General features: G+C 57.4%; 21 protein-coding genes. 4 read left to right on the top strand and 17 right to left on the bottom strand.

Annotation, left to right across the window (positions count from 1 at the left end):
- Positions 1 to 40 precede the first annotated feature (40 nt).
- Positions 41 to 976 carry a glycerophosphodiester phosphodiesterase gene (locus LLY24_RS05420; RefSeq protein ID WP_259035266.1) on the top strand — a complete coding sequence of 312 codons (936 nt, stop codon included), beginning with the start codon at positions 41 to 43 and terminating at the stop codon, positions 974 to 976.
- Here LLY24_RS05420 and LLY24_RS05415 read toward each other — a convergent pair.
- From LLY24_RS05415 to LLY24_RS05375, 9 genes are all read right to left on the bottom strand, one after another.
- On the bottom strand, positions 966 to 1,856 hold the full coding sequence (locus LLY24_RS05415) for a dihydrodipicolinate synthase family protein (RefSeq protein ID WP_259035265.1): 891 nt from the start codon (positions 1,854 to 1,856) through the stop codon (positions 966 to 968). The genes LLY24_RS05420 and LLY24_RS05415 overlap by 11 nt on opposite strands.
- 101 nt (positions 1,857 to 1,957) lie before the next feature.
- On the bottom strand, positions 1,958 to 2,797 hold the full coding sequence (locus LLY24_RS05410; RefSeq protein ID WP_259035264.1) for a hypothetical protein: 840 nt from the start codon (positions 2,795 to 2,797) through the stop codon (positions 1,958 to 1,960).
- Position 2,798: 1 nt separating this feature from the next.
- Entirely contained in the window at positions 2,799 to 3,641 is an 843-nt protein-coding gene (locus LLY24_RS05405; protein WP_259035263.1) for a hypothetical protein, read from the bottom strand.
- Between the two features lie 79 nt (positions 3,642 to 3,720).
- Positions 3,721 to 4,125 carry a hypothetical protein gene (locus LLY24_RS05400; protein WP_259035262.1) on the bottom strand — a complete coding sequence of 135 codons (405 nt, stop codon included), beginning with the start codon at positions 4,123 to 4,125 and terminating at the stop codon, positions 3,721 to 3,723.
- A 100-nt stretch (positions 4,126 to 4,225) separates the two neighbouring features.
- The gene (nfsA, locus tag LLY24_RS05395) at positions 4,226 to 4,957 is read right to left on the bottom strand and encodes an oxygen-insensitive NADPH nitroreductase (RefSeq protein WP_259035261.1); all 732 of its coding nucleotides are present in this window, start codon (positions 4,955 to 4,957) and stop codon (positions 4,226 to 4,228) included.
- A gap of 59 nt (positions 4,958 to 5,016) precedes the next feature.
- Positions 5,017 to 5,283, bottom strand: a complete 267-nt coding sequence (locus LLY24_RS05390) for a DksA/TraR family C4-type zinc finger protein (protein ID WP_259035260.1) — start codon at positions 5,281 to 5,283, stop codon at positions 5,017 to 5,019.
- A gap of 57 nt (positions 5,284 to 5,340) precedes the next feature.
- The gene (locus tag LLY24_RS05385) at positions 5,341 to 6,747 is read right to left on the bottom strand and encodes a Na+/H+ antiporter NhaC family protein (RefSeq protein WP_259035259.1); all 1,407 of its coding nucleotides are present in this window, start codon (positions 6,745 to 6,747) and stop codon (positions 5,341 to 5,343) included.
- Between the two features lie 54 nt (positions 6,748 to 6,801).
- Positions 6,802 to 8,091: an NAD(P)/FAD-dependent oxidoreductase gene (locus LLY24_RS05380; protein ID WP_259035258.1), complete on the bottom strand. Its 1,290-nt coding sequence runs from the start codon at positions 8,089 to 8,091 to the stop codon at positions 6,802 to 6,804.
- A 5-nt stretch (positions 8,092 to 8,096) separates the two neighbouring features.
- Entirely contained in the window at positions 8,097 to 8,840 is a 744-nt protein-coding gene (locus LLY24_RS05375) for an IclR family transcriptional regulator (RefSeq protein WP_259035257.1), read from the bottom strand.
- 308 nt (positions 8,841 to 9,148) lie between these two features.
- On the opposite strand from LLY24_RS05375, the gene LLY24_RS05370 reads away from it, so the two are divergent.
- On the top strand, positions 9,149 to 9,916 hold the full coding sequence (locus LLY24_RS05370; protein ID WP_259035256.1) for a class I SAM-dependent methyltransferase: 768 nt from the start codon (positions 9,149 to 9,151) through the stop codon (positions 9,914 to 9,916).
- Positions 9,917 to 9,965: 49 nt separating this feature from the next.
- On the opposite strand, the gene LLY24_RS05365 is transcribed toward LLY24_RS05370, so the two are convergent.
- The 8 genes from LLY24_RS05365 to LLY24_RS05330 form a co-directional block, all read right to left on the bottom strand.
- On the bottom strand, positions 9,966 to 10,826 hold the full coding sequence (locus LLY24_RS05365; protein ID WP_259035255.1) for a sugar phosphate isomerase/epimerase family protein: 861 nt from the start codon (positions 10,824 to 10,826) through the stop codon (positions 9,966 to 9,968).
- A gap of 2 nt (positions 10,827 to 10,828) precedes the next feature.
- Complete coding sequence (locus LLY24_RS05360) at positions 10,829 to 11,977, bottom strand: dihydrodipicolinate synthase family protein (protein ID WP_259035254.1); 1,149 nt, start codon at positions 11,975 to 11,977, stop codon at positions 10,829 to 10,831.
- 98 nt (positions 11,978 to 12,075) lie between these two features.
- Positions 12,076 to 12,909 (bottom strand): shikimate dehydrogenase family protein, encoded by an 834-nt coding sequence (locus tag LLY24_RS05355; protein WP_259035253.1) that lies wholly within the window; start codon positions 12,907 to 12,909, stop codon positions 12,076 to 12,078.
- Between the two features lie 17 nt (positions 12,910 to 12,926).
- The gene (locus LLY24_RS05350) at positions 12,927 to 13,685 is read right to left on the bottom strand and encodes an enoyl-CoA hydratase/isomerase family protein (RefSeq protein WP_259035252.1); all 759 of its coding nucleotides are present in this window, start codon (positions 13,683 to 13,685) and stop codon (positions 12,927 to 12,929) included.
- Complete coding sequence (locus tag LLY24_RS05345; RefSeq protein WP_259035251.1) at positions 13,675 to 15,204, bottom strand: acyl CoA:acetate/3-ketoacid CoA transferase; 1,530 nt, start codon at positions 15,202 to 15,204, stop codon at positions 13,675 to 13,677. The genes LLY24_RS05350 and LLY24_RS05345 overlap by 11 nt, the downstream gene beginning before the upstream one ends.
- Positions 15,205 to 15,207: 3 nt before the next feature.
- A complete protein-coding gene (locus LLY24_RS05340) occupies positions 15,208 to 16,482 on the bottom strand; it encodes a TRAP transporter large permease (protein ID WP_259035250.1) in 1,275 nt (424 codons plus the stop codon).
- A gap of 1 nt (position 16,483) precedes the next feature.
- A complete protein-coding gene (locus LLY24_RS05335; protein WP_259035249.1) occupies positions 16,484 to 16,996 on the bottom strand; it encodes a TRAP transporter small permease in 513 nt (170 codons plus the stop codon).
- A 66-nt stretch (positions 16,997 to 17,062) separates the two neighbouring features.
- Positions 17,063 to 17,986 carry a TRAP transporter substrate-binding protein gene (locus LLY24_RS05330; RefSeq protein ID WP_259035248.1) on the bottom strand — a complete coding sequence of 308 codons (924 nt, stop codon included), beginning with the start codon at positions 17,984 to 17,986 and terminating at the stop codon, positions 17,063 to 17,065.
- Positions 17,987 to 18,369: 383 nt separating this feature from the next.
- On the opposite strand from LLY24_RS05330, the gene LLY24_RS05325 reads away from it, so the two are divergent.
- Positions 18,370 to 19,137 carry a 3-ketoacyl-ACP reductase gene (locus LLY24_RS05325; protein ID WP_259035247.1) on the top strand — a complete coding sequence of 256 codons (768 nt, stop codon included), beginning with the start codon at positions 18,370 to 18,372 and terminating at the stop codon, positions 19,135 to 19,137.
- Between the two features lie 149 nt (positions 19,138 to 19,286).
- On the top strand, positions 19,287 to 20,423 hold the full coding sequence (locus tag LLY24_RS05320) for a LacI family DNA-binding transcriptional regulator (RefSeq protein ID WP_259035246.1): 1,137 nt from the start codon (positions 19,287 to 19,289) through the stop codon (positions 20,421 to 20,423).
- The last annotated feature ends 1 nt before the right edge of the window (position 20,424 follow it).

Below are 20,424 nucleotides of genomic sequence, written 5' to 3'. Positions count from 1 at the left end.
GGTAAGGTCATTGAGCGACCATTCAACAAAAGGACTGTCCATGCAACATCACACAACCGCTTTTCTTCCCTTGGGTCTTTTCGCCGGTGCTCTGGTATCCGGTAGCGCGCTGGCCGATGCCACGCCGCTGGAGCAGCAGCTAAAGGATCTGGAGTCGTTTCAGGTGATCGCTCACCGCGGTGCCAGCGGCCATGCGCCGGAAAGTAGCATGGCCGCGCTCGAGTTGGCTCACGCTTGGGGCGTGGACTACCTCGAGCTGGATATTCAAATGACCAGCGATGGCGAGCTGGTCGCCTTTCACGACGACACCCTCGAGCGCACCAGCAACGGCGAGGGCCATATCAACGACCACACTTTGGCCGAACTCAAGGATCTCGATGCGGGCAGCTGGTTCAACGAGGAGAACCCCGAGCTTGCCGACGACACCTTCGCAGGCGCCGAAATACTAACGCTCGAGGAAGTATTCAACCGCTTCGGTCAGGACGCTCGCTACTATCTGGAAACCAAATCCCCCGAGCTCAACCCCGGTGTCGAAGAGGCGTTGGTTCGCCGCTTGGAAGCCTATGACATGATCGACACCGGCCGTGTGCTGATCCAGTCCTTCGATCAAGAGAGCCTTCTCAAGATTCACGATCTGAACGCGAGCATCCCGCTGATCCAACTGGTGTGGTACTACCCGGACGAGAACAACGACGAGCGCTTGGTAGAGTGGACCGGTGTGACGCCGGGCCCCGACGAAATCACCGATGCGGACTTCCAGGCCGTGGCAGACTACGCCGTGGGGCTGGGCACCAACTATCTGTATGACGGCGAGCCGGTCATCACTGAAGACTTCGTGGAGCAGGCTCAGGAGAACAACCTGGCGGTGCATGTCTACACGGTCAATGATGCCGACGAAATGCAGCACCTGCTCGACTGGGGCGTGAACGGCCTGTTTACCGACTACGCGGATCGCCTGATCGAACTCACCGAGTAAAACCGGTTACGATGAAGCGCTCGACACGCTCCCGCGCCTGGCCTTCGAGGGCCTTGAGCGGGAGCGGCAGGCACGGTGTTCTGACTAGGCCCATTGCCTCGGCCAGGGTGGCGATAACGCGCAGGCTGCCATGCTCACGGTAGAGCGCCCAAAGCGGCTCGAATGCCTCTGACAGTTGCTGCGCCTCGCGTGCATCCCCTCGTTGGGCGGCACGGGTGATGGCAAGCGCTTGCTCCGGCAAAAGCCCGCCCAGCACCGAATACCAGGCATCGCAGCCCGCCGTCAGCCCCACCGCCGCCACCGGGTCGCCGCTGATACCCAGCGTAACGCCTTCGGGAATCAACGCGCGCAGCCGCGCGATACGCTCCTCGGCCGCGTTGGGCTCAGCCGACACCGGCGGAACCTTGATCGACGCCACGCGGGGAAGCTCGGCAATACGCCCATGCAGAGCATCGCTGAAAGAGAAATGCGTGGTGCCCGGATTGTCGTAGACACACAGCGGGACATCGAGGTGCTCGCACACTGCCTTGTAGTGCTCGAACACCTCCTCCTCGGTAAGCGCCTGATACGATACCGGCGCCAGCAGCACCCCGCTCGCGCCCGCGCTCTGGGCATCCTCGGCCAGACGGATCGCATCGCGCGTGGCCAGCGCGCCAACTCCCACCACGACCGGCACTCCCTCGGCGTGCTCCACCGCCAGCCGCGTTATGCGGGCTCGCTCTTCAAGAGATAGATACATATAGCTGCCGGTCGAGCCCAAAACGCCGATGGAATCCACCCGCGCCTTCGCCAGGCGCTGTACCAGACCCACGAATGCGTCTTCGCGAATGCCCTGCTCGTTAATGGGCGTCAAGGGGAAGGCGCTGAGACCGGTGAACATGGATATATCCTCGATGGAAGAAGAGGCTAACCGTCCGACCGTAGCACGGCGTCTCGTGTCAATGCTACGGCGTCCGGCACGTTGATATTCGAGAGCCACACCTACCCCCTTAGCCGCTCCTTATGGGTCTTCACGAACCCTGGATCGATGCGCTTGCGCAACGCGCGATAAAGGAAATAGACCATTGATCCAACGGCGAAGGCAACGGCCAGAGGCACGATCATGGCCAGCATTCCGGTGAAAAACCCTAGCCCGTACGCGCTGGCAAGCGGAATCGTGTAGTGCATCAGCACAAGGCTCAAAAGCGCCGAAGGCCCGATGATCATGGCATGCCCCAGAAAGTAGCGATAAAAATAGAGACGGCCATACGTTCGGTAGACGCCATCGATATCGACCTCCTCCCCCAGCTTGAGCAGTACCGCTTCACGCTTTTTCTTCAGTGGTATCAACGCCCCATTCGACGTCTGGTAATAAAGCTCGACCACGTGCGCCTCGAAGACCCTGCCAACGAAGGGCCGAAATATGACTTCCGCATCCAGCGGACGAATGAACTCGAAAGGTCCGACGATATGCTCATGTAAGATGGTGACACCGCCGTTGGGGTTGGAATAGCGGTCCGCTCGCTCTTCCAGTATCCCCTTGATCATGGACACTTGCGGTGCGATGTGCAGTCTTCGGCGGCGTCCATGGCGGATCATACTGCGTGCCAAGTACCCCATGAGCGCGGCCGTTGCCGCCGCGATCAAGGCAACGATGAACTGAAAACGCAACAGCAGCCCCAACGCGAGCGCAAAAACAGGCAAAGCCAGCAGTCCGAAAATCGCGCCAATGATTGCCGTTGCGTGGAGCCCTAAACGCTTGAACAGCGCAATCTGGCGGACGTGGAACCGCTCATTGGGCGTCAGCTCTCGATGCCCCAGCGTTTGTACATCGTCAGACACGCTAGAGCCCTCGAACGCGCTGCGCGTGAGTGATGCCACGCTCTTTCGGGTTGAGCCACTGACGCACCTTGCGTGAGAGTTTCATCAGTAGATAGCCCCCCACTACCGTTACGATCAGATCGCCAATGAAGACCGCCAATACGGCTACGCTACTCATGCTCGTTATGAATTCGGCACTCAGGGTGGTCACTAGAAGCCCAGCGCCTGCAAGCAGCACGAAGATCATAAAGAGCAGTGTTTTGATGAAGTGAGCCACTAAATAGTACCGGCCACGCTTTTCGATCAGCGTATCGATATCGATCTGGTCCTCGATGTAAAGCGCAAGGGCTTCCGTACCTTGATACTTATCGAATAGCTTGTCTTTCTTTGGATAGGTTTCCAGATAGACCGCAGCTACCTCTATTTCTTGATCAGTGCTTTTCGGCGCAACGAGGTCCGTCAATAAAGGCGTTCTAAGTGAGACATTACCTACGAAGTACTCCCTCCAACTGGCGTTCTGTCCGCCACCATTGCGCGTCACTACAGAAAAAGGCCCTTGCAGCACGTGAACCTTCTCTCCTAGAACGACTTTTCTACCCACCCCCATCTTGGCAATGCGTATCCCCCCAAAGATACCCAGCACTAGCACCATGATGAGCAAGAAGGGAACGAGGGTGCTTGATGTCAATAGATAGGGGTGCTGCCAGCCTAGCCATATCACTGCCGCCGTCATCAGTAAAAGTAGCGCTCCCATTAGGGCATAAGAACGCATACGCCAGCGCCGCAGGGTAAGCATTTGCTCGGCGTAAAAGCGCTCGTTGGGTGTCATGGTACGTGTCGTTACGGTATGTGGCGCGCTTGTCATTGGATTCCTCCTTACCGTTGGATCCTTTGCGTCTTACGCTCTCTTTTCCTGTACGTCACTGCAAAACAGCGCGGGCTTGTCACTTTTTGAGTAACTTATGTTTTCTATACAAAAACTCGACGGAGTGTTCGAACAGCTCCTGAATGTGCGTCTTGGCGGCCTCGATGGTGACGAGATCGAAATGCCGACTCAAGGCTCGGCGCCCTAGCACGCCGAGCAAACCACTTTTCGCCACCACGGTGACATCGAGAAAGCCCTTGCCCTCTTCGACCGGGGTAAACTGATAATGCGCGTGCGGCCCTCTACGATCCCCCAGTAAAAACTCGAAGCCACCGCCTTCGCCTAGCTCTTCGAACAGCGCGATCTCCTGAGCCCATGGATACTGGTCGACGATCTCGCAGGCCTTATCGAAGCTCTCGGTATTGATGCGACGGTGGACGAACTCACGCGTGTCGGTGTGGTGAGAATAGAAAATCTGGACCATGGAACTGCCTGCGGGTTGATAAATAATTAAGCAGCTAATTATATATCAACCACACCCGCAGGCCGAGCCAAGTAGCCGTACGCCGTAGTAGCGGCCTGGACTATTTCATCTTGAAGCCACGCGCGATGAGAAAATCGCGCATATGGGGGCGTAGTTTACTGTCGAATAGCGGTGTGAGGTTGTGCGACCAATCGGTGGTCTTGTTGTTACTGCCGCGTCCTTGGTAGTAGTCACGCATGGCGGCATCGAAGGCGGCGACCTGCTCACCATCATCGCTGTAGACGTCTTGCTTGAGGATCGCTTCGACGGGCAGGCGCGGTTTTACCTCCGGCGAGTGGTCGGGGTAGCCCAGACACATGCCAAAGACAGGATAGACGTGCTCAGGCAGCGCCAGTAGCTCGCTAATGGCTTGGGGGTTGTTGCGAATACCGCCGATGTAGCAGATACCAAGCCCCTCGGACTCTGCGGCGATAGCCACGTTCTGGGCCATCAGCGCCACGTCGACGGTGGCCACGAGCAACTGCTCGGTCATGCCGCGCTCAACGTTGGCGCCGGTACGCTCGGAGGCATCGGTCGGGCGTTTCATATCGGCACAGAAGACGAGAAAATCCGAGCTGGTCGCGACGTACCCTTGCCCACCCGCGAGCTCGGCGATTTTCTCGCGTTTGGCAGGGTCGACCACGTGGATGACGGTATAGGCCTGAACGTGGCTCGACGTGGCCGCTGCTTGCCCAGCGCGAATGAGCTCGAGCAGCAACGTATGAGGGATTTTCTGGTCGCTGAACTTGCGAATGGAACGGTGGGCTTTGAGTAGTTCGATAACGTCGTTCATGCGGTCTCGTAGGTCGAATGCGTGATTAACAGACGCCTAGCATCGCATATTCTGCCGCCTCAGCGCAGTTGGCTATCCTTGCTGCCGCGACGATTATAACCACTCACACTGGTTTTCTTACGGTCGCGCTCGCTCTGGCATTCAATGCACAGCCGCACGCCGGGCACGGCCTTGCGCCGCGCCTCAGGAATCACCGCATCGCACTCCTCGCAGTGGCGGCGGCTCTCGCCTTTGGGCATCTCGCTTCGCGCCCGCTGCACGGCATCTTCCAGCGTACTTTCGATCTGCTCCTGCTCGGCGCCATCACGCGCCCAACCACCGGCCATGTCAGCACTCCTCGTGGGGCTTTGGTATTACTGTAGCAGCCCCACGTCATCTCCGAGTTAGAACGTTGCGCCCATCATTAAATAGACAAAGAACGATAGCACAGCCACGGCCAGGGCAAACGGAATTTGGGTCTTAATATGGTCGATATGGTCTGACGCCGCTCCGGTAGATGCCAGCACTGAGGTATCCGATAGCGGCGAGCAGTGATCGCCAAAGACCCCACCCCCGGCGACCGCCGCCACCGTCGCGTAGACCAATGGCGTTAGTGTATCGGCGCTAAAGTTAAAGGCGAGCGGTACCGCCAACGGCATGACGATGGCAAACGTGCCCCAGGAAGAGCCCGTGGAGAACGCTACCAGAGCGGCGATTAGGAAGGTAATGGCGGGCAGAAGCGAAGGCGTGAGCCAGTTGCGTGACGCCTCGACGATATAGTTGGCCGTGCCCATATCCTTGGAGAGCTGGTTGAGCGAATAGGCCAACGCCAGAATGATGATGGCGGGCATTACGCCTTTCATCCCCGAAATGGCAGTTTTCATGATGTCGTCGAAGGGAATCCCCTGTAGCCGCATCACCACACCAAGAAATACCGCTGCCGCCAGAAAGGCTTCCATGGTCTTGGCTGAGTTGAGTACGATGAACGTGCCCACGGCGACGCCAATGACGATCAGCACCGGGGCAAAAAAATTCAAGAATAGGCTAGTGCGCGCGCCTGGGTAGGCGGGAATCTCGGTTAATTCCTCGCCTACTAACGGCTCGGCGCCATCGCGTAGCACCTTCCCCTCCTCCTTAGCGCGGCGCTCGGCTCGGCGCATCGGGCCGAACAGCGGGATAACGCCGAGGATGACCAATCCTACCGTCAGCACCGATATCCACGCGTATAGGTTGAAGGGAATCGCGCGAAGAAATACCCCCATCGCCTGAGCCGCATTATCGATCGGTCCCATGCCGATCAAAAGCCCCGAGATGAAGACTGCCCAGCCGGTAATTGGTACCAGCACGCTCACTGGCGCCGACGTGGAGTCAGCAATGTAGGCGAGCTTTTCGCGCGAGACGCGGTAGCGGTCGGTGAGCCCGCGCATGGTACTGCCTACGAACAGCGGGCTGAAGTAGTCGCTAAAGAAAACGAACATGCCCATGACCCAAGCAATGAGCTGGACCCGCACCCGGGTCAGCGCGCGTCGCTCAACCCAAAGCGTGAAGTTTTGGATCGCGCCGGTGCGCTGGAAAAAAGCAATGACGGTGCCAATGAAGAGTTCGAGTAGCAAAATCCAGGAGAAACTGGTGGTGCCCAAGGTCTCCTTAAGCAAGGTGGGAAAGCCCATTAACCCCTGGCCTAGAGTCAATACTCCAACGAAGCATGCCACCGCCAGAGAAAATACCGTATTGCGGGTGACGAACGCCAGTACGATGGCAAGCGCAGCCGGAAGAATGGATAAAATGCCGAGGTGTTGATCTGGGGACATGTTCATCTCTCTTTTTTTATAAGTCGTTAAAGAATGTCCAGAAGGAAAAATGCCTTAGGTCTCTTCCGAGGCTTTGCGCTGCTCCAATCGACTTTTCAGGTGGAACCCTAGCTTGCGAACGGGTTCTGGCGGCATCCAACTGGCCTGGCCAAAGAGCGCGGGAATATCTTCGGTCGCCAGCCCCATGGCGCGACGTGCCAGAGCATTGCCCAGATAAGTGCCCTTGATGATTCCGCCGCCGTTACAGCCTGCCGAAACGAAAAGCCTTGGGGCGATCTCACCCCAAAGCGGCGCACCGTTATAAGTAAGTCCAGTGGTACCGCCCCACATACTTTCGAAGCGAATGGGGGAAAGATCGGGATAGCGAGCTTCGAGGCTATTGCGCAGCTCTCTCTCGATGCGCGCATTATCGGCCTCTCGCTCGTAGCTGTAGCGCGAGCGAATCATCAGCCGCCCATCCTGGGTAGTACGCAGGGTGCAACCCAAACGATGAGCGGGCAAAAGCCCCCAAGGAGTAGCGGCGATACGCTGGCGCTGTGGCTCAGGCAGTACTTCGGTCAGGGCCGCATAGGTATAGATGGCAGTTAGTCGGGAGGCATCAGCGCCCAGCGCACGAGAGAAAGCATTGTTAGCGAGGATGACCCGCCGCGCATTGATCTCGCCTTCATCGGTGATAACTCGCCAGCCAGCGCCATTAGCGAGTACATCGCGTACTGGGGAATACTCATGCAGCGTGATAGCGCTTGGAAGGCTATCCACCAGCGCACGAATCAATGCCGCTGGCTGCACTAAATAGCAATCCGGCGAGTAGAGTCCCTGACGGTAATAACGACTTCCTAGCCGCTCGCCAAGCGCCTCACGATCAAGGGTTTCGTAGCGAAGTTGTGCGGCGTCGAGAAAGCGGCGGTATTTGGCCAGTGCCTCGATTCCCAGTTCGCTTCGCGCAGCGCGATAGGTGCCGCTGTGCTGGAGTTCACAGTCCGCGCCTTGTTGCTCGACTCGCTGGCGCAGCCACGCCATGGTTTCACGACTCAAAGCATTCAGGCGCGACATGCGCGCGAGTTCATCCGGATGAGCATCATTGGCCAACGCAATTTCCAGCATGAAACCCGAGTTACGCCCAGGGCTTCCCTCACCTACCTGCTCGGCCTCTAATATTAGAATGCGATCATCGGGACGGTGCTGCTGCCAAGCTAACGCGGCAGCAACACCGGTATATCCGGCACCAACGATGACGATATCAGCATGCTGGTGCCCTGCCAGCGGCGCTTGAACGTGGCGCTCGGGCAGCCAAGCGTTCCAGCCACAGCGACGTTGATGAGTGGGGTGCGTAAGTCGGGACATGGCAGTCATTCCAGGTAGAGCAAGCCGTGAGCGTGGGTAACCATTTCATTGGCCTCGTGACGCATCTGCGTCAGCACCGCCTCTCGGTGGGCATCGGTCATGCGCGACTTCAGCATCGAGCAGCTCAATGCTCCCAGCGGGTGTCCGCTGTGATCGAGAATTGGCACCGCAAGACCGGCGAACTCGGGCAGCAGCGAACCCTCCACACCCCGAGCAAAACCGTGGGCGTGCAGGTGACAAATCTCAGCCTTGATATCGGCAATGGCGATGGCGTAATCGCGCTCGAGTAGGCAAGCATTGACAGCCAAAATTGCGTCCTGCTCAGTGGTGGGCAAATACGCGAGCAGCGCGATAGAGGCTTGACCAACGCCTAGAGGCAATCGCCCGCCAGTAGCGCGCACGAAGCTACCTACGGGAGAGGCACCGTTTTGCACCTCAAGACAGACGGCGTTGACGCCATCACGCGCAAACAGATAGAAGCTGTCACCTAAGGATTGCGCCAAGGAAAGCAGCCGCGGGCGGGCCAGATCGCGAAGCCCAGCGCCGTTACCTGCCTGAGCACCAAGCACCAGTAGCTCATAGCCAAGCAGATAGCGCCCTCTAACAGGCGATGGACGCAGAAACCCTTGCTCCTTCAAGCTTTTGAGCAGGCGGTAGAGGGTGGGACGGCTGATCTCCAGCGCATCCAGATAATCATCTATCCCAGCACCGCGATGCCCGCCACGCGCGGTAATCTGAAGAAGCTGCATGGCATGCAGCAGCGTGGTAGGCCCTGAAGTGTATCCTGGGCTATGTCCAGAACTGAAAGTACGATCCGAATCAGCCATTGTGCGTGTCGTATTTTGCTTGTCGTTATAAAAGGGGGCGTTATTAACGCGCATTTCGACACGCTACCAAGACAAGTAGACGACTTCATCTCAAATAGTAAGACATAGCCATTTACTAATCGATTGCCCCACTTCTTGCCCATGTAGGATTTTCCGTTACGCCCTAATACGTTAGGCGGGCTCAGGCTATACTCATGCAAAGCAATCAAAAAAGACATCAGGAAGCCGCCATGACCGATTCTCCTAACACTGCCCCTGGGCAAGCGTGGAATGCGAGTAGCTATACGCATAACGCCAATTTCGTCGCACATCACGGTAAGGCGGTGGTCAAGTTACTGGCGCCGCAGCCGGGCGAGCGCATTCTTGACCTTGGCTGTGGCGATGGCACGTTGAGCGAGCACATAGCGCAGCTAGGCGCCTCGGTGGTGGGGGTGGATGCGTCGGCATCGATGGTGGAGGCCGCGCGCGCGCGTGGAATTACCGCGCACGTCATGGATGGTCATCAATTGGCGTTCGAGCACGAGTTCGATGCAGTGTTCAGCAACGCCGCGCTGCACTGGATGCTCGACCCGCAAACGGTGCTCGCGGGCGTCAAGCGGGCATTGAAGCCGGGTGGGCGTTTCGTTGCCGAGTTCGGTGGTCACGGCAACGTAGCGGCGATCTGCACGGCCTTCATTGCCGCGCTTCATTTTCGCGGCATCAGCATTCGTGGTCGCCATCCTTGGTACTTTCCCACCGTGGAAGAGTACACCCACCTGCTGCAAACCGTGGGCTTCAAGGTCGACAGCATCGAGCTGATCCCTCGTCCCACGCCGCTACCCACCGGCATCAACGGCTGGCTCGATACTTTCGCCCGCCCTTTCTTGCACAACCTCGACGAAGACCTGCAAGAAGCCATCGTCGAGAACGTCATCACCCTACTCTCCCACAGCCTACGCGACAGCTACGGCAACTGGAGCGCCGATTATGTACGCCTTAGAGTAGTGGCGCGGGTGTAAGGCAACTGACGGTATCAACGTTTGGGCGGCGGCTCATGCCAGTTGGGCCTCAGCAGCAGGTCCGAAAGCGATGGGCGATTTCGTCGAGCACGCTTGCCGGTTCCTGTGTCCACCAGTGTCGAGCCGAAAATATTTCGACTTCGCAAAGGCCTTTATAGCCACACGCTTCGACACTGCGCCGGATAGCCCGGATATCCGCTACCCCATCCCCCATCATGCCACGGTCCAGCAACACGTCCGTCGTGTCAGCGAGCCAGTCGCAAAGATGCAAACCGAGAATTTTCGCTGCGGGCAAGCGGACAAGCTGGCGCTCTAGATCCGTATCCCACCAGGTATGATAGACATCGACCGCCACGCCCACATTGTCTTTATCGATCGCCAAGGCCATATCGACCGCATCGCGCATCGTGACCAGGCATGAACGGTTACCGCCATAAACCGGGCTTAGCGGCTCGAGTGCCAGTTTGACGCCATGAGAAGCAGCAACATCCGCCATGCGCGTGACCCGCTCAGCGACGAGATCGAGGCTGGGACGCACTCCTTTGGTACCCGCCTCCACGCCGCCCACGACGATCGTCAGCACCGGCGCACCTAGCGCTGCGGCCATGTCGATGGAGGCCTGAAAATCCTCCATGATCGCCTCATGGCCTTTAGGCGCCAAGGGCCCGACCAAAAAGGGGGTGCGACAGAGACCTACGACCTCAAGCCCGGCGTCACGGGCATACTGCCCGATTCGAGCAGCCTGCGTACCGATTTCACGTCGCCAGAATACGATGCCGCCATATCCGCGTTCGGCGCATGCATCGATCACGCGTTCTGGCGTCCACCCGGCTCCATACCCATCGAGATTATGTCCAAGTGTCGCGGTATTGAGCGCAAGGGCTGATAGATCCTGTGAGAAGTCGCGCATGATTACACCCCATAAAGTGCGAGCAGCTTTTTCATTCGCTCGATTGCCAGCTCAGGATCGCGCAGGGCGCCACAGCTATCGGCGAGTTTGAACAGCTCGACAAAATGAGGAAGCGCGCGTTTGGCTTGTGCACCATCGAGCATGATGAAATGGTCTTGAAAACCGTTGAGCCAGGCCAGGAAGACGACGCCCGTTTTATAGAACTGAGTGGGCGCCTTGAAGATGTGTCGCGCCAGGGGAACCGTGGGGTCCAAAAGCTGACGAAACGCTTGAGTGTCGTGTTCGCCAAGCTCAGCGACGGCCCGCGCAGCGATGGGCGCCAAGGGGTCGAAGATACCGAGTAACGCATGCGAATAGCCCTGGGCATCACCGGCAATGAGTTCGGGATAATTGAAGTCGTCGCCCGTATACATTTTCACCCCATCGGGGAGGCGGCGGCGCAGCGCAATCTCCTTGTCCTTATCCAGCAGTGAAATCTTGATACCGTCGACCTTATCGCGGTTGTCAACGATGATCTGCAGCACGGTTTCCAGTGCCTGCTCGAAATCGTCCGTTCCCCAATATCCGGCCAGCGCCGGGTCGAACATTTTTCCTAGCCAATGCAGGATAACGGGGTTGTCACAGGCGGAAAGGATGTCGCCATAAAGGCGAATGTAATCGTCTGCGCTCACCGCCACTTTGGCCAGCGCTCGGCTCGCCATCAGGATGATATCGCCGCCCAACGACTGAATAGCGTCTAACTGCTCCATGTAGGCACGGCGCACGTCATCCAGCGAACGCGCATCCTTGAGGTCCAACTGATCCGTTCCACACCCATTTCCAATGCGGGCATTAGGGAGCTCTTCCCGTGTTCGGCGAATCAATTCCAAGGCGCCAGGCCAATCCAGCCCCATGCCACGCTGCGCCGTATCCATGGCTTCAGCGATTCCTAACCCAAGGTCGGCCAGGTAGTGGCGAAAAGCCATCGTTGCATGCCAGTCGATCTGGGCCGGGCCCGTGGGGTCGCCCGCGGCAAAGGGATCGGCCACGACATGCGCTGCCGAGTACACCGTGCGCGCAGGGTTCGGGCCAAGTTTTGCAGCGGTAATCGGCTGCGCCTTCAGTTCGAAATTCGTCCTACGGCCAGCAGTATCAGGCAGTGTGATGTTCATGTTTGTCCTCTGGGTTAATCGTCGTGTCGGGTAACCGGCGCATTCACAAATCAACATGATGCCGTCGCTATCAGCGTCAAACGTTTTGCTAAACGCGCTTAGTTCAGCGCTGGGTAACCAAAGAATTCGCCAATGGCAGCGACCTGCGCTTCGAGCATTCCTTTACCACGGTGAATGGGTAAGCCACGGCGCTCAGCGGCCTCCAGGAGCAACGTCGTAGAGTGAGGAATGATGTCGACGACGAGGGTGCCATCGTTAAGGCTTGCCACATCGAAAGGCAGGGGGTCGTCGCCCTTGAGACCTAGCGTGGTACAGTTCACGACGATGTCGAAACGTGAGATGTCACCCGCGCCACGCTCGACCGTTAAGGTAGGAAAAGCCCCCGTGAGCATAGCCGTGAGCCCACAGGCGCTGTCTTGAGAGATGTCTTCTACGTTGACCTGCAACGGTTGCTCGCTGGCCGTTGCAAAGGCGACGGCACGCCCTGCACCGCCGCAGCCAAGGATCAATACGCGCTTGCCCTTTACCTCGATCCCTTGCGATGCCAGCGATCTTGCAAAGCCCACGCCATCGAAATTGTCCCCTTCCGTCTTGCCATCTGCCAAGCGACGAACGGCATTAACGGCCCCAATGGCCTGGGCACGCGGTGTAACGCTATCGATGAGATCCATCACGGCAACCTTATGGGGCACCGTCACGACCCAGCCATCAAAATTCTGTACGTTCAGTAGCCCTGAAAACACGCATGGGAGGTGCGATGGGGCCACATGGACGGGAAACAGTAGCGCTTCGATCCCCTGCGCCCTAAACCAGGGGTTGAAAAGCCCGGGCGAGCCTACCTGGGCAATGGGGTCGCCCAGGATGGCGTAAAGGCGTGTCTTGCCGTTAATGGGTAGCGGCAAGCCAACGTTAGACGCGGTCTCTTGTGACATGATGGACGCTTCGCTTTTCAGGACTTTCGAGAGAAGAACGCATCGATACGTTCACGACATTCACTGGTATCGAGCACGAGAGAGGCATATAGCCGCTCCATCTTCAAAGACTGCCGAATCGGGTTATCGCTCGCCTCGTGCAGCACTTCACGAGCAAAGCGAATCGCGGCGGGGCTGCGCTTGGCGATGTCATGGGCAACGGCGATCGCCGTCTCCACGACCTGGTCGGTAGGACAAACGCGAGCCGCTATTCCCGCCTGAACGGCTTCGATGCCGTCGAGCACGCGTCCCGTTAGAATCAAATCGCTAGCATAAGAGCGCCCAGCACGCTGCAGGATGCGCTGCGTCCCCCCTTGGCCGGCAATGACACCTACCCCTGTTTCAGGTAGGGCAAGCTGCGCATCCTCGGCCACCACCATCAGATCACACGTCAAGGCAAGCTCGAAACCGCCGCCCATCGCGTAACCACGCACGGCAGCAATCGTTGGCTTGCGCGCCTCGGCAATACGATCGAACTCTTGCAACCAGTCAGCCAAAACGGCGGAAACGCCCGAGAGCTGACGCACTTCGTTCAGATCAGCGCCCACCGAGAAGTGAGTCGGCGTACCTGCAATGACGATCGCGTGAATCGTCGAATCGTTTTCGGCATCGAGTACGGCGGCCAACAGATCGCTCGCCAGCGCTTGGGTGAGCGGGTTACCACGCTTGGGCTTTCCCGTAAGCGTCAAAATTCGAACGGTGCCTTGGGTATCTATATTCAGATGTTCATGCTGCATTGAAATACTCCGCGTTCATGAGGCGTGGTGAACGGATGAGAGGACGAAAATCCATGCCAGAAAGAATGTCTCGCTCGATGTCGATACCGGGTGCGACCTCGATCAGCTCTACACCGTCAGAGGTCAACTGGAAGACGGCGCGCTCGGTCACGAACAGCACGACCTGGCCCATCGCCGTCGCCCGACGACCGCTAAAGGTCACGGCAGCCACCTCGCTTACGAACTTGCGAACACTGCCGGGCTGCTTCACCGCGAGCCGACCCTCCCCAATGTCGAGCTGGCTGCCCTTGGTATCGAACGTTCCACAAAACACCAACTTGCGTGCATTCTGTGTGATGTCGATAAACCCCCCAGGGCCGATGAAACCGTTACCGATATGGCTAACGTTGACGTTGCCAAATCGGTCGCACTCGGCCATGCCCAGAAACGCGATATCCAGCCCGCCGCCGTGATAAAAATCGAACTGCTCGGTCGTCGATACGATGACCTTGGGATCGTGGGCTGATCCGAACAGCTCGTCGGTCATCATCCGCCCCCCGTGTATGCCTTGCTCGACGGTCGTCCAGTAGCGATCCTGGGTATGTCTGGCCGCGATGACACCGGCAACGCCTGCCGATGCGCCAAAGCCAAAGTTGACGACCGCCCCCTCGGTAAGCTCGTCAGCAGCGCGCAAGGCGATCACGCCTTTGGCGCCCTCTCCCACGCCGAGAGTGTCGGCAACCGTCGTGGCGTCTCCTTTACCGAAAAACGCCGCGTCATACCCACCACGATAGGTTTGACTCTGCTCTGGGTGAATGACCAACGCATTCACCATGACACCCGGCACGGTCACATCGCGCGGTCGAATGGCGCCATTGGCGACCTGTTCACGCACCTGCGCGATCACGCGCCCGCCACTGTTATAGGCAGCGAGCGCCGCCGCCTTGGTATCGAGATCGACAGGCTCTTCTCCCAGGGAGATATTTCCCGCCGCATCACAGAGCGTCCCTTTGATAAGGGCCAGATCGACGTTGAAAGGTAGATAGCGTAAGAAGGGCTGGCCATCCAGCTCGATCCGCTCGACCAGCGTTTGTGTCGCCAAGGCGTTGACGCGTCCCCCCTGCTGCGTTGGGTCGACAAACGTATCCAGCCCGGTTTGAGTGATTAACCCTGGCCGGCCGCTACCACTTTCACGCAGTAAGAGGGAGATGACTCCCGCCGGTAACGAATAAGCCTCTATCTTGTTGTCTCGGGCCAGCCGCTGCATCTTGTGCGACCATGTCCAGTGCCCGCCGATGACACGGCGAACGAGCCCTTCGTGAGCAAAATGGCTGGCTCCTCGACCGTCACGATCACCAAACCCCATGGCATGAATGAGGGTGAGATTGCGGGGATGCCCCGTTTTTAGAAATCGCGCTTCGATCGCTGCAAAAATGGCATTGGGTTCGAGCATTCCTCCGCCATTCGAAGCAACGGCTATCGTTGCTTCATCCTGAATGCTGGCCGCCACCTCTTCGGCAGACGTGATCAATAAACGCATACGTCATTCTCCTAGGATGAGATTAGGGAGAAAGGTCGCAATCTGAGGGAAGAAAATCAGCAGGACGAGGGAGCCGAATAGCGCGGCGAAAAACGGCATACTGGCGAGAAATACGCGTTCCACGGGAAGCCTGGACACCATCGCCACCCCATAGAGCGCCACCCCGACAGGCGGTGTTATCAACCCGATGACACAGGTGATGCAGAACAGAACGCCCAAATGAATGGGGTCGATCGTCGTATTACTAACCAACGGCATGATGGCGGGTACGACCATGAGAATGATCGGCGTCGCATCCATGAACATGCCAAGCACCAACACCACCAGCAAAATCAAGACCAGGATGGCCGTAGGATCAGTGGTCAACGACATCACGTGGTTGGCCAGCGTCATGGGCAGTTGCTCACGTGCGAAAACCCAGCCATCCAATCCCGAGACACTTACGACTAACAGCAATGCCCCCACGGCGGTGCCGGCCCCAACGACTTCGCGATAGAAGTTAGCAAAGGAGAGAGAGCGGTAAAACATGCCGAGAATGATGACGTAGACCACCGCAATAACGCCGGCCTCGGTGGGCGTGAACGTTCCGCTAAAGATACCGCCTATAATCAACACCGGCGTAACGAGCACGGCAGAAGCACGCCAAAAGGTCCTGACAAGACGCTTCATGGAGAACGCATCGCCTTTAGGGTACTTGCGTTTCCAACTGACGATCATCACGGTCAGCATCAAGAGCGCGAAGATCATCAAACCGGGCATGATGCCGCCGATGAAGAGACGGCCAATCGAGATGTTCGCCGTTGCGCCAAAGATGATCATGATGATCGAGGGCGGAATGATGGGGGCCAGAGGCGATGAGCTCAATGTCACGCCTGCGGCATAGGCCGGATCGTAACCGCGCTCCCGCATGGCCTTTACCGTGATCGTACCGACACCGACGGCATCGGCCGCTGCAGACCCCGACATCGCCGAAAAGATCATGCTCGCGAGTACGGCGACATACCCCAAACCACCGCGGATATAGCCAATCAGCGCTTCGGCAAAATTGAAAATACGTTCGGTGGCACCACAAAAGTTCATCAGCCGCCCCGCCAAAAGAAACATCGGAATGGCGGCGAGAATGCTGTCATTGATCGTTCCAATCATGCGCTGCGGCGCCAACGCGAGCGGTACGCCCTTTAGCGCCAAATACGCCATGGCTGGCGCCCCGAGCGCAACGAAGATGGGCGCCCGTATGGCGATCAAGACAAAAACGGCAAGAAGTATCCAGGGCAGCATGTCACACCTCGCTAGAGGGCGCAGGCGCCCCATCGTTGACGTTGATGTGCTGGCGGCGCAAAAGTGAACAGACGCAATGGAAAAGCATGAAGGCGAAGCCAAGCGGCATGGCCACTGTTTGCACGGCGACCGATACGCCAAGCGCCGGCATGGTTTGGCCAGCCCCTTTGAGCACGAAGCCGTAGCCGACCCATACCAGGGCAATGATCAGCACTATCGTGACGGCATCGCCTACATGGCCCATTAACGAGGCCATTTTTGACGGCAGCGACTTGACCAAGAAGTCGACTAGAAAATGCTCGCATTTCTTGAGTGCTCGGGCGCTACCGATAAACACGAGCCAGATCATACAAATCCGCGTGACTTCTTCGGTAAAATCCAGCGGCGTCGACAAGACAAAACGCGAGAACACTTGGCTGAAAAGCGTAAGTGTCATCGTCACTAATGCCGTAAAGATGATGGCCTCTTCTAAACGCTCGAGCCAACGCTCGATACGCATCAGGTTCGAGAACATGGAGTCGCCCTTTTGGCTGAGGTGGTAAGGGCCATCCGCTAATGGATGGCCCATGAATGTCGTCGATTATTGGGTATTACGAATGCGTTCGACGAGATCCACGCCAAACTCTTGAGCGTAGCGCTCAGCCACACCACTCGTGGCGTCAATGAAAGCGTCGACATCAGGCTCTGTTATCGTGACGCCCTGCTCACGCAGAAATGCCAAATCCTGTTCGCGATTTTCCTGAAAGAGGCGCCGCTGCATTTCGGTTACTTCAGCGAATATGTCATCGAACTCGGCTCGCTGTTCCGGCGACAGCTCCTCCATAGCGGAGCGATTGGCGATTACCAACTTATAGAGAAAGAAGTGCCCGGTAAGCGACAAATGCGGCGCCTGCTCATAAAAGCGCATATTGCGGTAGCCCGAAATATCGTTTTCGGCAGCATCGATGGCGCCGGTGGCCAACGCCGTGTAGAGCTCCCCATAGGGCATGGGCGTCGCCTTACTGCCTAATGCATTGAACGTATCGATATAGACCGGACTACCGATCACCCGCGTTTTCAAATCGAGTAGATCCGCAGGCGTTTCGACATCGACGTCGCGCGTAAAGATATGGCGCATACCGGCAGACCAATACCCCAACACTTCGAGATCGGAACTCGCCTCGACCGCCTGGGCGATCTCCTCGCCAATAGGGCCATCCACGACATGCCAAGGGTGGGTATCGCTATCGCGGAACAAAAATGGAATGTCGAAGACCCCAACCGCTGGCACGAAGGAGGACAAGCTCGACGTTGCCACGGTCGTCATCGTGAGCGCCCCGAACTGAACCTGTTCGATGGCATCCTTTTCGCCCCCCACTTGCCCCTGTGGAAACACGGTCATGGACAAACCCGTCTCGGAATTCTCCAGGCGTCTGGCCAACTCGGCAAAGGCCACATTGGATGGCTCTCCGGAAGGATTGACATGGGCGGCAGTCAACTCCAGCCCCATGGCATTGGTTGCCATGAAGGAAGTCGCAAGGAAGCAAGTGGCGGCGATAAGTGTGTGATGTTTTTTATACTTCAAGGTCTTTACCCTCTTGGATCGATTATCGAAGTCGCGTGGCGTTGTATTTACTATCTCGATCTAGTATAACGATACACAAAGGCCATTCAGCCGTCTAGCGCGTTTTTAAAATGTTGGACTTATCAAACAAATCACTTAATAAACAACATCTTACTAAAAAACATGGATTTTAAAAGGCCACAATCAATGCATTAATCATGCAAGACTCATACTAAAGTTTAAAACCACGTTTTAAACTAAAGACCAACAACAAAACCAAGACTAAAGATCAATGAACAAAAGTATAAGCACCCTGTAAAAGCACTGAATAAAGGAGCTCGATCATGAAACATGAAAAACGCGCATTGGTGACTGGCGCAGCCAGGGGAATAGGCCGAGGCATTGCGACGAACCTGGCAAAGCAAGGTTTCGATGTCGTCTTGAATGACCTTGCTGATTCGGATGACCTTCAGGCCGCTCAGCAAGAAGTTCGTCACTACGGTCGCCAATGCGCCGTCGTGCTGGGTGATATTTCCCATGTCGAGGAGCATGAGCATCTCGTAGAGACGGCATGGGAAGCGTTGGGTGGGCTTGAGTGCCTCGTCAATAACGCGGGGGTCTCGGTGAAAACCCGGGGGGATTTACTCGAGATCTCATCCGAGAGCTTTGATCGGCTGATCGCCATCAATTTGCGTGGCACCTTCTTTTTGACCCAGGCCGTCGCCCGGAAAATGGTGCAGGTTTCATCCGAAGCTTTCCGCTCGATCGTGACGGTTTCCTCTGCCAACGCTGCGATGGCTTCGACGAACCGCGGGGAGTACTGCATTTCCAAAACAGGCCTTGCGATGATGTCGCAGCTGTATGCGTTGCGACTCGCGCCGCACGGCATCAACACCTACGAAGTACGTCCAGGCGTCATTGAGTCGATGATGACGTCTGTGGCTCGCGAGAGCTACGAGGCTCGCTTCGCGGCCGGTTTCACTCCCATCAACCGCTGGGGGACGCCTTTCGATGTGGGAAATACCGTTGCGGCACTAGCAGAAGGAAAGTTGGGGTTTTCTACCGGGGAAGTCGTGCATGTCGATGGCGGCCTTCACCTGCCCGAGCTATAGCGCGTCACCGATTTTCAGCGTTGTTCGCAGCTACGGTTCGGCATGCTGCTGCATGTAGGATGACAACGTTGGGTTGAATAGCCAGATTTATTCCCCTACGCGATGCAGGCCATAGCCAAATGCAAGCAGCACATGTCGAGAGGAGCAAAATGAAAAAACAAGCTGGCGAACGTGGCAACGACAACACCCAAAAGAGCGGTCGCTCAGGATCCGCACGGCGCGTCACATTGAGCGATATCGCCGAAGCGGCTGGCGTTTCGCGCGCCACGGTTTCACTCGTGATGCGCGAAAGCCCCACCATTCCAAAGCGAACACACGATCTCGTATTGGGGCATGCCGAGCGGCTGGGCTACGTTTACAACCGTGCGGCGGCCAATCTGCGCACGTCCAATACCCATATCATCGGTCTCGCCGTTCACGATATTACCAACCCCTATTTTTCTGAAATCGTGGCGCAAATCCAACAAAGTTTGACCGATCAAGGGCGCGTCGTGGTACTGGGCAACACCCAGGACTCGCCCAAGGTACAAGAAGAGTTCGTCAATACGATCCGAGAGTACAACGTCGCCGGGCTGATCATGTCACCAGCCGCGGGAACGGATCCTGCGTGGCTACGCAACCTTCGCAACTGGCATTTACCTTGCGTGCTTTTTTCGCGCTATGTCGAGGATGTGGCACTTGATTATATCGGCGGTAATAACCGCTTAGGGATCAGCCAGCTCACCCAGCACTTGATAGAGCTTGGTCATCGCCGTATCGCCTTCGTAGGCGCGAACGAAACCTTCTCTTCCGGGGTCGAGCGGATGCAGGGGTATCAAGAGACGCTCATGCGCGCAGGGCTGACCGTTCATCCCGAGCTGATCGTTCGCTGCCCCGCCACACGTGTGGATGCGCACGATGCGGTCATCGACTTGCTGCGCCTGGAGAATCCGCCGACGGCAGCCGTTTGTTTCAACGACGTGGCAGCCTTTGGTGCCATCCTGGCGTTACAAAACCTGGGTCTGAAAGTCGCCCAGGACTTTTCCGTCACAGGCTATGACGATGTCACCGAGGCACGCTTATGGCATCCGGCCCTGACGACCCTACGCGTTCCCTGCACCAACATTGGGCAAGAGGCCGTGCGTTTGCTAATGCGCCGTATGAACGAAAGAGACGCCGATATCGAACGAGTGCTCGTTCCTCGGGATTTGCGGATTCGAGGCACGACGGCACCGCCCGCCACTCCCGTTCAGATAACCCAGATGCGCGATATTGCGCGACGCTACCAACCACAGTCACGCGCCTAGC

This window comes from Halomonas dongshanensis (assembly GCF_024790395.1).
GTDB classification, from domain to species: Bacteria; Pseudomonadota; Gammaproteobacteria; order Pseudomonadales; family Halomonadaceae; genus Vreelandella; species Vreelandella dongshanensis.
The sequence above is the reverse complement of the archived record's forward strand: the minus strand, read 5'-3'. Positions and strand labels throughout refer to the sequence as shown.

Bases quoted from the DNA above. Each gene is read 5' to 3' on its own strand.
- LLY24_RS05420 (WP_259035266.1), top strand. From the start codon at position 41: ATGCAACATCACACAACCGCTTTTCTTCCCTTGGGTCTTTTCGCCGGT.
- LLY24_RS05415 (WP_259035265.1), bottom strand. From the start codon at position 1,856: ATGTTCACCGGTCTCAGCGCCTTCCCCTTGACGCCCATTAACGAGCAG.
- LLY24_RS05405 (WP_259035263.1), bottom strand. From the start codon at position 3,641: ATGACAAGCGCGCCACATACCGTAACGACACGTACCATGACACCCAAC.
- LLY24_RS05400 (WP_259035262.1), bottom strand. From the start codon at position 4,125: ATGGTCCAGATTTTCTATTCTCACCACACCGACACGCGTGAGTTCGTC.
- nfsA (WP_259035261.1), bottom strand. From the start codon at position 4,957: ATGAACGACGTTATCGAACTACTCAAAGCCCACCGTTCCATTCGCAAG.
- LLY24_RS05390 (WP_259035260.1), bottom strand. From the start codon at position 5,283: ATGGCCGGTGGTTGGGCGCGTGATGGCGCCGAGCAGGAGCAGATCGAA.
- LLY24_RS05385 (WP_259035259.1), bottom strand. From the start codon at position 6,747: ATGTCCCCAGATCAACACCTCGGCATTTTATCCATTCTTCCGGCTGCG.
- LLY24_RS05380 (WP_259035258.1), bottom strand. From the start codon at position 8,091: ATGTCCCGACTTACGCACCCCACTCATCAACGTCGCTGTGGCTGGAAC.
- LLY24_RS05375 (WP_259035257.1), bottom strand. From the start codon at position 8,840: ATGCAGCTTCTTCAGATTACCGCGCGTGGCGGGCATCGCGGTGCTGGG.
- LLY24_RS05370 (WP_259035256.1), top strand. From the start codon at position 9,149: ATGACCGATTCTCCTAACACTGCCCCTGGGCAAGCGTGGAATGCGAGT.
- LLY24_RS05365 (WP_259035255.1), bottom strand. From the start codon at position 10,826: ATGCGCGACTTCTCACAGGATCTATCAGCCCTTGCGCTCAATACCGCG.
- LLY24_RS05360 (WP_259035254.1), bottom strand. From the start codon at position 11,977: ATGAACATCACACTGCCTGATACTGCTGGCCGTAGGACGAATTTCGAA.
- LLY24_RS05355 (WP_259035253.1), bottom strand. From the start codon at position 12,909: ATGTCACAAGAGACCGCGTCTAACGTTGGCTTGCCGCTACCCATTAAC.
- LLY24_RS05350 (WP_259035252.1), bottom strand. From the start codon at position 13,685: ATGCAGCATGAACATCTGAATATAGATACCCAAGGCACCGTTCGAATT.
- LLY24_RS05345 (WP_259035251.1), bottom strand. From the start codon at position 15,204: ATGCGTTTATTGATCACGTCTGCCGAAGAGGTGGCGGCCAGCATTCAG.
- LLY24_RS05340 (WP_259035250.1), bottom strand. From the start codon at position 16,482: ATGCTGCCCTGGATACTTCTTGCCGTTTTTGTCTTGATCGCCATACGG.
- LLY24_RS05335 (WP_259035249.1), bottom strand. From the start codon at position 16,996: ATGTTCTCGAACCTGATGCGTATCGAGCGTTGGCTCGAGCGTTTAGAA.
- LLY24_RS05330 (WP_259035248.1), bottom strand. From the start codon at position 17,986: ATGGCAACCAATGCCATGGGGCTGGAGTTGACTGCCGCCCATGTCAAT.
- LLY24_RS05325 (WP_259035247.1), top strand. From the start codon at position 18,370: ATGAAACATGAAAAACGCGCATTGGTGACTGGCGCAGCCAGGGGAATA.
- LLY24_RS05320 (WP_259035246.1), top strand. From the start codon at position 19,287: ATGAAAAAACAAGCTGGCGAACGTGGCAACGACAACACCCAAAAGAGC.